Below are 12043 nucleotides of genomic sequence, written 5' to 3'. Positions count from 1 at the left end.
TTCCTCAATATTAGACTAATACTGATTTCAAGTAATACGCTTAAAGTCAGTTTACTGATATCATGACTTCTTCGTTAATAAATACGACATGAATGGAGTTTTGACATGTACCATAATCTTCCCATCCAATCGGTCATTTTTGATATGGATGGTTTATTGATCGACTCGGAACCTTTTTGGGCACAGGCTGAACTTGAGATTTTTTCACAATTGGGTGTTGACGTTTCAATTGCGGATACCCTGCCTGATACCTTGGGTTTACGTATTGACCATGTGGTGGAGCTTTGGTACCACGCCTCTCCTTGGCAAGGATGCAGCCAAGAAGAAGCCACACAACGCATTATTGACCGTGTTGTTGGCTTAGTTGAAGAAACTCGCCCTATTCTACCAGGAGTGCAGCATGCCATGGAACTTTGCCGTTCAATGGATTTAAAAATTGCACTGGCTTCCGCCTCTCCTTTATATATGTTGGAAAAAGTATTAAACCTTCTGGATATTCGTGACTATTTCTCTGCGGTTATTTCTGCGTCTGACTTACCTTTGAGTAAACCTCATCCTGAAGTTTATCTTAAAGCAGCAGCTGAGTTATCGACTAAACCCGTCAATTGCGTTTCATTAGAAGATTCATTTAACGGTATGATTTCTGCAAAAGCCGCCAGAATGCGTTCAATTGTGGTGCCTGACAGCAAGCATTTTAATGACCCGCGCTTTGGTTTAGCGGATATCAAATTAGCCTCACTGAATGACTTAAAGGCTGAACATTTACGTTAAGAATACCTTGAGTGTCTAATAAGTGTTCTCCCCTATCTAATTTAGGTAGGGGTATTGTGTTAAATTATAAAATACTTCCCTTATTTGCTAATAAATAAGAGTTTTTTTATCTTTCTACCACTATCATATTCTTTTCAAACACTTTATACTGCCAATCAACTGTATAGATAAACAGATGGTATTTTATCCACCATGACAGCTGAAGGGCATCTGCTTTTTTCCGTCGCCTCTTTAATAATGGCTAATAAACTTCAAATCACCCCAGAGATTGCTCATGGTGATTGGCTGCACATGGTTCCAGGGGCCTTATTAGGCGCATTATTGCCCGATATTGACCACCCCTCTTCAATTCCTGGTCGACTACTACGGATTTTTTCATTACCCATTTCCAAATTGTGTGGGCACCGGGGGTTTACTCATAGCCTAGTTGCATGGTTACTTTTGATGATTTCTTGTTATCAATGGATACCAACCGAATGGGCAATTCCAAATGATATTATCCAAGCTTTTTTATTAGGTTATATCAGTCATCTAGTCGCTGACATGCTCACCCCTTCAGGAGTACCATTCCTATGGCCACTCCCTCAACGCTTTTGTTTTCCCATGATCCGCGGTAAAAATAGCCAACGAGGGGAACGCTTTATTGCCATTATTTTGACTGTTTGTGCCTGTTTTTTACCTGCAGATTACCAATTCGATTTTTATAACCACATTGATATGATTATAAAATATATTCATAATCAAATAGATACACACATTCCCACATAAATTATAGTTTTGTAATATAATGTAAGTATGAATAATACTATATTATTACTTTTTGATATAAGAAATGTGTTTTATCAACTGATAACATATAACCAGTTGTTTGAAGCAACTAAATCCTTATAACCAATAAGGACTAAAGGGCAAGTAACTTACCTTATAAAAATATGATTTGGAGTTCGGAATGAATATTCCTCTAATTATTAATGTGCTCGGCTTTGTAGCACTACTAATACTGTTGGCAAAACTAGGGGCTAAAGGCTGGAGCCTATCTAAAAAAGTGTTAGTCGGTCTGGTTTTCGGTGTTGCCTACGGGGTAATACTGCACCTCGTGTATGGTAGTGGCCACCAAACGGTAAAAGACTCCATTCTGTGGTTTAATATTGTCGGAAATGGTTATGTGCAGCTATTACAAATGGTGATTATGCCATTAGTATTTGCTTCAATACTAAGTGCAGTGGCAAGGCTACATAAAGCTTCTTCGCTAGGTAAAATTAGCTTTTTAACAATTGGCACTTTGTTATTTACCACAGCTATTGCGGCGTTAGTGGGTATTTTAATTGCCAATTTATTCGGCCTGACTGCCGAAGGTTTAGTTCAAGGTCAATCCGAAACAGCACGTTTATCAGCAATAGAAAGCAACTATATTGGGAAAGTTTCTGACTTAACCGTGCCTCAGCTAATCTTATCGTTTATTCCAAAAAATCCATTTGCAGATTTAACGGGTGCAAACCCAACGTCAATTATTAGTGTCGTTATTTTTGCTGCTTTCTTAGGTGTTGCCGCACTGCAACTGTTTAAAGATGATAAAGAGCGTGGTGAAAAAGCCTTAGCAGCGATTGATGTTATGCAAGCTTGGGCAATGAAATTAGTTCGCTTGGTCATGCGTTTAACGCCATATGGTGTGATGGCACTGATGATTAAAGTCGTAGCAAGTTCAAACTTGCATGACATCATCAACCTAGGCACTTTTGTTATTGCGTCCTATGTTGCGTTAGGCATTATGTTTGTTGTACATGGTATTTTAGTGGCGACGACTGGCTTAAACCCTATTAAATTCTTTAAGAAAGCGGGCCCGGTTCTGACATTTGCATTCACTAGCCGTTCAAGTGCTGCAAGTATTCCACTAAATATTGAAACACAAACACGTCGTTTCGGTATTCCTGAATCGATTGCTAGCTTCTCTGCATCGTTCGGAGCAACAATTGGGCAAAATGGTTGTGCGGGTATTTACCCTGCAATGTTAGCCGTGATGGTCGCACCGACAATGGGTATTAATCCATTCGACCCGCTGTGGATTGCGACATTAGTCGGTATCGTGACAATTAGTTCCGCAGGTGTCGCGGGTGTTGGTGGCGGTGCAACTTTCGCCGCGTTAATTGTACTACCAGCGATGGGCTTACCAGTTACATTAGTTGCTCTGTTAATTTCAGTTGAGCCATTAATTGATATGGGTCGTACTGCATTGAATGTCAGTGGTTCAATGACAGCAGGCACAGTGACTAGCCAGTTGATGGGTGAAACAGATAAAGCGATATTCAATCAAAATGATGACGCAGATTTAAAACACGTTTAACTTATCATTATGATTCAAACGAAACCTGCCTTCTGGCAGGTTTTTTTATGATTATGATAAGTATGTGAAATTTATTTACCTTGGGGAATATCAAAAAAATCAGTTTTTTGTGCTGAATAATATTGCAATAAACTGGAATAACGTAAGATAATAAAGCCTGAGCAACGTTTTCTTGAGCTTCCTGCTTGTGTTGCGTCAACCCATTTTCTATGGGTATTTTATCAACATCATTTATGGTTTTTTAATATGACTAATAATGTCCATATCCTAAAAACTGATCCTTCAGATAACCCTTGTGTAAGCTGCGGTGCATGTTGTGCCTATTTTCGTGTCTCTTTTTATTGGGCTGAGGCTGAAAGTGGGGGTGGTGTTGTACCACAACATTTAACTGAGCAAATAACCCCATTTATGAGTTGTATGCAGGGAACAAACCAAAAACATAATACGCGTTGTAGCGCTTTAGAGGGCACCATTGGAGAATGCGTGTCTTGTTCGATATACACACAAAGGCCTACACCTTGCCGCGAGTTTGAACAATCTTGGCAAGATGGTATTTACAATGAGGCGTGCGATAGAGCACGTGCTGCTCATGGTTTACCCCCTTTAGAGCCTCATCAACCACAAATAGCGTGCTAGCCGTCAATGACCCAGATTTTTCTGGGTTATCTCTTTTTTGAGCCAAATCTGAAAAATGCGTCCTTGCACACGTGTTAATCATCCAGCTATTTAAATTACATGATTTCGTTCATTACCTGCATCGCCAACTCAAAAGAGTATAAACGAGCTTGATGATCAAAAATTTGGCCATTTACCATAATTTCATCCGCTTGAGTTTGCCGTAATATCGTATCCAACCCATGACGTACCTTGGTTTTATCCCCTACCAATGACATGCCTAATGCTTGTTGAACACTAAATTTTTCAGCGGGTGACCAAATATTTTCCATACTCTCAACAGGTGCAGGCAATTGAGAAGGTTGACCACGACGTAACATAACAAAGGCTTGCTGCATCGACGTAAATAAAAACTCTGCTTCACGTTGAGTATCCGCGGCAATGATATTGATACAAACCATCGCATACGGCTTAGAGAGTCTCTGAGATGGCTGGAAATTAGCACGATAAACTTCCAACGCCTGTAATAATAAATCAGGGGCAAAATGAGAAGCAAAAGCAAAAGGAAGCCCCATTTGCGCGGCTAACCTTGCACTGTATAAACTCGAACCTAACAACCAAACCGGAATTTTTTCGCCAAAGCCTGGCACTGGGCGCACTGCTGGGTCTGGGTTTATAGCATCAAACCAATTAATGATTTGCGCAACATCTTGCGGGAAATTATCGATATCCGTATTCATATGGCGGCGTAAAGCTTGCATCGTTCGCTGATCACTTCCAGGAGCACGCCCTATGCCTAAATCAATGCGTTCAGGGTAAAGTGTGTTTAGTGTGCCAAATTGCTCTGCGATCACCAACGGTGAATGATTCGGCAACATGACGCCACCAGAACCTAAACGTAAATTGTGAGTATTTGCGGCAAGATAGCCTATTAACACCGAGGTCGCCGCGCTGGCAATCCCAGTCATATTATGGTGTTCCGCAAGCCAATAGCGGTGGTAACCGAGTTTTTCTGCTAACTGAGCAATATCAAGGGAATGAGCAAAGGCCTCTTTCGCCGTCGAACCCTGAATGATTGGCGCAAGGTCGAGTAAAGAAAGGGGAATTTTTTTATCTGACATACACACTCACTTTGTTAGAATTTTGTTGAACCTAACTTACCATCCTAGACTATCCCCTTTGATGTCTCCAGCACTGAAATTTGCATTAGCACAAGTGGTCTAAAAATGTAAATTACCGTCTAATAAGCCACTGTTTTATATAAATTATGGTTCAAGCTTGAATAAAAAGTGCAGTAATTATGGAGCTTCCGTCAGGGGAGGTAAAAGCGATTGCGAGACAATATGAATTGGTGAATGATTTGCCCATCACCAATACAGAGGATACTGAAATGAAAAAATTAAATACCGGTTTATTAGCTTTAGCATTATTAACCGTCGGCTTTACCGCAGCAGCAAATGGCATTAACCACAAAATGCCTCGTCAGCACATGGGTAATCATCACAATATGGTATATAGCGTTGCGGAACAAACGATGACACCAAATGAAACTGCAAAAAAGCTGGCCAATAATGCGCCCAAAATTGAAGATGGCAAACGCTATGTTGTCAAAGTTACAGTGATGGAAGTCCCTGAATATAAACCAATGAATGCTATGCCAACACCAGAGGCAATTCGTGTCCCAGCTACACAGTAATAATGGTATCAATGAAAATTAATTAAGTTATCGGTAAAACCTTTTATATTGATAAGTACAACCAGATAGCACCTATCAATAAAAGCCGATATCTTATCCAGACAATAAAGAGTTCTACACTCTAAATAATTCATGGTGCAGTTAGGCGACGAATGAATTCAGTCAACAACGCTGTAACTTGAAGTATGACGAGTATATATATCCTACGATTGCCTCTGTATACCAGAGGCTTTTTTTTAAAAAAGTTTCTCTGAATTGGACCTTCCTCTCTAGTAATAATACCTAATAGCGACTACTCTTAATTCAAGCAGATTGTTAATAACTGTAATTTATTAACACTTTGTTTGACATCCCTTAAATAGAAAATCAGGAGCTTATCATGGGGTATTTTGAATTAAAAAAATCCACTAAAGACGTTGCTCAGCCTTACTATTTCGTTTTAAAAGCAGCAAATCACGAAGTGATTGCAAAAAGTGAAATGTATGCATCTAAGCAATCTGCGCTTAAAGGGATTGCCTCTGTCCAAAAAAATGGCTCTTCTGAAACAATAAAAGATCTAACTGAGTAAGTTTCTGTGGCCCCAGCCTTCTGCGAATCGGGGCCACTTTTTTATCTGTTGGCTTATATAACTTACATAAATACACGCTATTGCAAGTAACACAATTTAAATTAATTGCTATTCAATTTAAGCACTAAGTAGATTAGCCACTAATCAAATGAACCTAAGTAACGCAGTAACAACCGCTGCTGACAACACAATGATAATAAATGGTTTTTTAAACCAAGTCAGTACACCTGCCACTAATACCCCTACAATTTTAGGCCAATCCGAAACTTCATCACCTGAAAATAACGTAGACGTTGCCGCAACTGAAAATAAAATAACAATGGCTGCTGCTGAAAATAATACTTTGCTATTCTCCGAAAGGACTACTCGACCGCGTAGCAAAGCCCCTGATGCTCGCATTAAATAAGTACCAACCGCCAACAGCAGTATTCCGCTAATAATTAACCACGGGTTATTTGTCACTATTATTTCCTTATATAAACAACCAAGCTCAATAATGCCAGTAATACAGGGATCCCCGCTGGTAGTATCGGTGTCGTTGCAACAGCGATAACTGCACCGATAACAGCGGTTAACCGCAGGCGTTTATCCGATAACGCGGGCAATGAAAGCGCTAAAATAATCGCAGGAAACATCGCATCCATACCATATATATGAGTATCATTAATAAAGCTGCCCAATACCTCACCTATCACAACACCAATTGGCCAACACAATAGAATACCTATCCCACACAACCAAAAAGCCGCACGTTTTTCTGATTCAGTTTCTTGAGCTAAGCCAAATACAACACTCTCATCATTCATAATATGATAGCCCAATAGCGACTTTGCTCCCTTCCCCGTTAAATCACTAGTTGCAAAACTAAAGGGGATATGTCGTGAATTGACTAATAGCCCCGCGAGTGCAGCAGAAAGCGGACTTCCACCAGCAAAAATCACGCCGATAAACAAAAACTCGGACGCCCCTGCGAGCACTAAAATAGATAAAGTCACTGGTATCCACCAGTCAAATCCCTGTGAAAGCGCCAATGCACCATAAGAAATGCCAACAATTAAGTCAGCAAAACAGACAAGAGCTATATTTTTCACTGTGCTATGATTTAGCTTTGAGCTTATTGAAGTTAGCATCCCTAGACCGTTCGATATATAATACGTTTGTTCATTATGTCGATAGATAGTATAAAGTGCAATCTAAATAGGAAAATTAAAATTGAATCTACCTTCACCTCCCATTGAGTTGATTTCAAAAGCCCTTTTTCGTGAAAGACAAAAAAGCGGGCTATCCCTATCAGAGTTATCTCGAAAAGCGGGTATCGCTAAATCTACACTTTCTCAATTGGAATCGGGTAGTGGTAACCCAAGTATTGAAACCTTATGGGCACTTTGTGTAGCGTTAGACATTCCTTTCGCACGATTAATTGAAGAAAAACAAGAAGCTGTTACTGTGATCCGCCATGGGGAGGCGATACCGGTCAGTGCCGAACACGCGAATTATTTGGCCTTTTTACTCTCATCAGCCCCCGCAGATTCGCGACGTGATATTTATACTGTGGTTGCCCAGCCCGGTCGTGATCGTATTTCAGAACCTCATATGCATGGCGTCAGCGAGCACATCATTATTATGTCTGGCAGAGCGTTAGTCGGCCCATTGGATAACCCTGTTGAACTACAGGTTGGGGACTATATTCACTACCCCGGAGATGAGCCACATATAATGCGAGCCTTAGAACCGAATACAATGGCAGTTATGGTGATCGATAAACAAAATTAATCACCTATCTAGCCCAATAGATTTTGCGTTATTATAGCTTTAGTGAATATTAATTGGAGCCTGTGTTATGTCCTACTATGATGAAATTGTTGAAAAAGTAAACCAATTGATTGATGAAAATTCAGTTCATAAGATGAATGAAATGCTGATGCAGCTATCCCATGACCCGCAAATCAACCAAGAACAACGTTTTGAACAACAACAGCGCTTAAGAGAAGCTATTTTTATTCATCACAACAAATAGCAGCCAAATATATGGCCGCTATTCGCACTCTTAACTGATCTTAATAACCAAAATAAATAGGCAGTAGGGTTAGTGGTAATCCCGGTATTGGTAAAATAACTAGCCCTAATAGCATTAACATACTCAATTAAAACTCCTGTTGCTGTAAATAACTCCACGCATATTGGGCATGAAGTTCAGCACCTGTCGCCATCGTGTCTTCATCAATATTAAAACAACCATGATGATGTGCCCATTGAGTGTCCTTTTCGGCGTTTCCTGTGCCTAACAGCGCAAAGCACCCCGGGATGTTTTCAATGTAGAAGCTGAAATCTTCACCACCCGGTGTTGGTCTTTCGTTAATCAGAGCTTGCTCACCAAAAGCTTGTGAAATGACTGATTGAGCCAGTAGCGCACTGCGCTCCTCATTGATAACCGGTAGTGTCCCATAGATATAATCAACCTGCGCAGTCGCCCCATAAATAGCCGCAGTGTGCTCGGCATAACGGCGGATCGCAGCTTCGATGCGGTTACGAGTTTCGATATCAAAACAACGTACCGTACCATCCAATACTGCATTTTCTGCAATAACATTGAAGCGTGTCCCGACATCCATTTTACCTATCGTGACCACGGCTGAGTCTAAAGATGAGGTTTCTCGGGACACAATCGCTTGTAAATTCATGACAAATGCTGAAGCAACAACTGCTGCATCAATAGTTGCTTCTGGCATAGAACCATGACCACCACGGCCTTTAAAAGTGACTTTCAGTAAATCAGCAGAAGCAAAAGACCCACCCACATTACAAGATACTTTTCCTGATGGTGTGGTTGTCCAAATATGCATACCAAAAACGTTATCCACATTTTCGATTGCGCCTTGTTTGATCATGGCTAATGCGCCTTGAGCAATCTCTTCTGCAGGTTGGAAAATTAAACGCACATTGCCGGCTAATTCTTCTCGCACCTCATACAATGCTTTGGCTGCCGTTAATAGCATTGCCGTATGCGCATCATGACCACAAGCGTGCATTTTACCTTCAATGGTCGATTTATATTCTAATGAATCATTCAATTCCAAAACGGGTAATGCGTCTATATCTGCACGCAGAGCAACTGTTTTACCTGGCTTACCGCCGTTAATTTCCGCAATAACACCAGTAGGCTCGGTTAGCCGATACTCGATTCCGATTTTGTCTAATTCTTCAGCAATACGTTGCGTGGTGCGTACTTCTTCAAACGGTAGCTCAGGGTGAGCGTGTAGATCTCGACGAAAAGCAATCATTTCAGGTGTATATTTTTTGATTGCGGCTGTAATTGTTTTATTAATCATTTTTCTACCTTTTACCCTATTGCTCAACCAGATACTGAATCTGGCTCACTTATTAATTAACATTCTATTAATGACTTAACGGTAGCAAACATCACATCTGCTCCTCGCGCGATTTGTGCATAATCCGTCCATTCATCTGGATGATGGCTTAACCCATTACGACTTGGCACAAATATCAGTCCCGTTTGAGTTATACCTGCAAAAATCATAGTGTCATGCCCCGCGCCACTGACCATTGAACGAAAACGTAAGTTTTGGTCGCTGGCATGTTGTTGCATTAGTTGATAAATATCACTATTGAGCTCCGTTGGCTGAACATATAACGGCTGAACAATATCGCTTGAAATCGCTAACGAATTGCTAACCTGTTCTGTTAATTCGATTATTTGTTCAATCACTTTACGTAACGCAACGTCATTTTTAGAGCGAATATCGACGCTAAAAGTGACTTCGCTTGGGATGACATTCGCCCCATTAGGTAATACTGATAACCGGCCTACGGTCGCAACCGTATTATCCCCTGCCGCCTTTGCTAGTTCAGGAATATGACTAATAATTTGGCTTGCACACACTAATGCATCGGCTCGCATATTCATCGGCGTAGTACCTGCATGGCCTGCTTTACCTGTCAGTTTAATCTCTAACTGACTGATACCTACGATAGTTTCTACGATCCCTATATCTTCATTTGCCTGTTCTAACACCGGGCCTTGTTCGATGTGTAATTCTAAAAATGCTTTGACCTTTTTAGGGTCGAGCACAGCTTGTGATGCATGATCAGCATTAAACCCTGCCTCTGCCATACGCTGCGCCGCACTTACACCCTGCCTATCTTTGAGTTGGTATAATTCTTTTGTACCAATCAAACCCGTTATCACACTTGAAGCCATCAAGCCCCGGCCAAAACTGGTCCCTTCCTCTTCAACCAAGGCAATGACTTCTAAGGGATATTTCGGAGTTAAGTTTTGTTCACTAATACGCGCTACGACATCCAAACCTGTAACAATCCCTGCCGGGCCATCAAATGCCCCGCCATGAGGAACAGAGTCAAAATGAGAACCCACAATCACCACAGGCAAATCAGGTTGCTGGCCTTCTAAGCGCCCATAAATATTACCAATAGCATCTTCTCGAACTTGTAATCCTAAAGCGCGCATTTCTTGTTTTAAATAATCACGCGCTTGTTTATCTTGTTCGCTATAGCTCATCCGAGTAGTGCCCTGCCCCGGTGTTGCGGTATATTCTGCTAACTGTTCTAAATGACGCTGAATTCTTGAAGTACTTGTTTCCATTATTTTTTACCCTGCAATTGGAACAATATAAGCCACCATAATACCTGCTAATACAACAGAAACCATGGTCACAGAAATAAAGCCACCAACTAGCATCGGCCCTAACATATGGCTAGTTAATACTTGGCGTTCTTTTTCATCTTTCGTTAATGCGTTGATCGCTTCGTTAGTAATGATGTAGTCAGCAGGGAAACCATATAAAGCCGTTAGAGCAACAGCAAACGCCATTTCTTTGGTAACGCCTAATATTTTACCAACCACCCATGATGCAAGGTACATTCCAATAACCGCTGCACTAATTAACACCACCATCGGATAAACTAGACGCAATAACATATCAGGAGTCGCATGGTTTAATGTATCGAAGATAAATAACATTAAGGCCATAATGGCGAACCCAAAACCATTGGCTTTTTGTAATGGTTGTCTTTCTAAGAAACCTAACGAAGAGGCAATAACACCAAATAATAAACACAACACAAATGGGCTAATACTCACATAAGGGGCTGCAAAAGATGAGGCTAAATAAGCCAAATACCCTACCGCAGCTAAGCGTAAGAATTTAAAATAGCTGGTGTTATAGTGATTAGGGATTTTCTTGAACATACGTGGCATTTCATCTTCAGATACCACTGCTTTAACTTCAACATCTTTTGCGCCATCAACAGATAATGTTTCTTGCCATTGGCCATTGCGATATTTTTCTAGAACTCGACGCCCTTCTTTTTTTAACATCACGGCAGTGAGTGGATAACCTGCAAACCCCTGCATAACGTAAATTAAAATAGCGAAAACCGAAAGGTCAACTAAACCTGCCTCAGCGGCACCTTTTGACATAATTAGCGAAGAAACGATTCCACCAACTAACGGAGGAACTGCAACTAATACAGTATTTAAATCAAATAAGGCAATACCGACAATAAAGGTCAAGAAAATAATGCCTAAAATCCCAGCTAAGGAGATAAGAATAGTTTTCCATTGGCGCAACAATTCTTTTAACGATAATAAGGTTCCCATATTTGTAATTAACAAATACATTAAGGTAACCGCAACTACTTGAGGAATACCGGCAATACTCACAATATCTTTCGGGAAAATAGTCCAATAACCTAAAAGAAAGAGCACTGCGCATACAAATACGGAGGGGATCCAAGCCTTAGTTCTAACGGCTATAGCATCCCCAATATATAATATCCCCACTATCAGAAACAGAGCTAACATCTGTGACATAACTTTTTCCCCGCACTTATCTTTTTTTATTAGATTATTTTTTGGTATTGAAAACTATTAATTTTAATTAAGGTTAGATTATAAATTTTATTTGGCGCAACAAAACACCAATATAGAGAGTATTTCGCTACAAATACACGAAATTGCAACAAAATTCATCATAACACCGAAAATTCAGATGTATAGAGAGCTAAACAGGAT

Annotated in this window: 14 protein-coding genes; 8 read left to right on the top strand and 6 right to left on the bottom strand. The window is 40.5% G+C overall.

What is annotated here, in order from left to right; translation table 11 throughout:
• Positions 1-105 precede the first annotated feature (105 nt).
• The 4 genes from hxpB to PSF31_RS06370 all read left to right on the top strand — a co-directional run bounded on the left by hxpB (position 106) and on the right by PSF31_RS06370 (position 3748).
• Complete coding sequence (hxpB, locus tag PSF31_RS06385) at positions 106-771, top strand: hexitol phosphatase HxpB (protein ID WP_004263628.1); 666 nt, start codon at positions 106-108, stop codon at positions 769-771.
• A gap of 192 nt (positions 772-963) precedes the next feature.
• On the top strand, positions 964-1539 hold the full coding sequence (locus PSF31_RS06380; protein WP_096863942.1) for a metal-dependent hydrolase: 576 nt from the start codon (positions 964-966) through the stop codon (positions 1537-1539).
• A gap of 181 nt (positions 1540-1720) precedes the next feature.
• Positions 1721-3112 carry an L-cystine transporter gene (locus PSF31_RS06375; RefSeq protein WP_094961738.1) on the top strand — a complete coding sequence of 464 codons (1392 nt, stop codon included), beginning with the start codon at positions 1721-1723 and terminating at the stop codon, positions 3110-3112.
• Positions 3113-3358: 246 nt separating this feature from the next.
• Complete coding sequence (locus PSF31_RS06370; RefSeq protein ID WP_094961737.1) at positions 3359-3748, top strand: YkgJ family cysteine cluster protein; 390 nt, start codon at positions 3359-3361, stop codon at positions 3746-3748.
• Positions 3749-3843: 95 nt separating this feature from the next.
• On the opposite strand, the gene PSF31_RS06365 is transcribed toward PSF31_RS06370, so the two are convergent.
• Positions 3844-4848 carry a luciferase-like monooxygenase gene (locus tag PSF31_RS06365; RefSeq protein ID WP_096863941.1) on the bottom strand — a complete coding sequence of 335 codons (1005 nt, stop codon included), beginning with the start codon at positions 4846-4848 and terminating at the stop codon, positions 3844-3846.
• Positions 4849-5027: 179 nt separating this feature from the next.
• Between PSF31_RS06365 and PSF31_RS06360 the strand changes: the two genes are divergently transcribed.
• Both PSF31_RS06360 and PSF31_RS06355 read left to right on the top strand, forming a co-directional pair.
• Complete coding sequence (locus PSF31_RS06360) at positions 5028-5423, top strand: hypothetical protein (RefSeq protein WP_096863940.1); 396 nt, start codon at positions 5028-5030, stop codon at positions 5421-5423.
• 379 nt (positions 5424-5802) lie between these two features.
• Positions 5803-5991 (top strand): YegP family protein, encoded by a 189-nt coding sequence (locus PSF31_RS06355; RefSeq protein WP_004263611.1) that lies wholly within the window; start codon positions 5803-5805, stop codon positions 5989-5991.
• 144 nt (positions 5992-6135) lie between these two features.
• Here PSF31_RS06355 and PSF31_RS06350 read toward each other — a convergent pair whose 3' ends face one another.
• Entirely contained in the window at positions 6136-6453 is a 318-nt protein-coding gene (locus tag PSF31_RS06350; RefSeq protein ID WP_172767286.1) for an AzlD domain-containing protein, read from the bottom strand.
• A gap of 2 nt (positions 6454-6455) precedes the next feature.
• The gene (locus PSF31_RS06345) at positions 6456-7121 is read right to left on the bottom strand and encodes an AzlC family ABC transporter permease (RefSeq protein WP_096863938.1); all 666 of its coding nucleotides are present in this window, start codon (positions 7119-7121) and stop codon (positions 6456-6458) included.
• An 82-nt stretch (positions 7122-7203) separates the two neighbouring features.
• Between PSF31_RS06345 and PSF31_RS06340 the strand changes: the two genes are divergently transcribed.
• Positions 7204-7764 carry a helix-turn-helix domain-containing protein gene (locus PSF31_RS06340; protein ID WP_096863937.1) on the top strand — a complete coding sequence of 187 codons (561 nt, stop codon included), beginning with the start codon at positions 7204-7206 and terminating at the stop codon, positions 7762-7764.
• A gap of 67 nt (positions 7765-7831) precedes the next feature.
• Positions 7832-8008: a DUF2526 family protein gene (locus PSF31_RS06335; RefSeq protein WP_004263596.1), complete on the top strand. Its 177-nt coding sequence runs from the start codon at positions 7832-7834 to the stop codon at positions 8006-8008.
• Between the two features lie 127 nt (positions 8009-8135).
• Here PSF31_RS06335 and PSF31_RS06330 read toward each other — a convergent pair whose 3' ends face one another.
• Genes PSF31_RS06330 through PSF31_RS06320 form a run of 3 tightly spaced genes read right to left on the bottom strand, consistent with a single transcriptional unit; the run spans position 8136 to position 11842 of the window.
• A complete protein-coding gene (locus PSF31_RS06330) occupies positions 8136-9320 on the bottom strand; it encodes an amidohydrolase (protein ID WP_004263593.1) in 1185 nt (394 codons plus the stop codon).
• Positions 9321-9376: 56 nt separating this feature from the next.
• Positions 9377-10612, bottom strand: a complete 1236-nt coding sequence (locus PSF31_RS06325; protein WP_096863936.1) for a Zn-dependent hydrolase — start codon at positions 10610-10612, stop codon at positions 9377-9379.
• A 6-nt stretch (positions 10613-10618) separates the two neighbouring features.
• Positions 10619-11842 (bottom strand): hypothetical protein, encoded by a 1224-nt coding sequence (locus tag PSF31_RS06320; RefSeq protein WP_004263585.1) that lies wholly within the window; start codon positions 11840-11842, stop codon positions 10619-10621.
• Positions 11843-12043: the final 201 nt, after the last annotated feature.

The organism is Providencia sp. PROV156 (assembly GCF_028480905.1).
GTDB classification, from domain to species: domain Bacteria; phylum Pseudomonadota; class Gammaproteobacteria; order Enterobacterales; family Enterobacteriaceae; genus Providencia; species Providencia hangzhouensis.
This window is presented reverse-complemented; position numbering and strand designations above follow the sequence as displayed.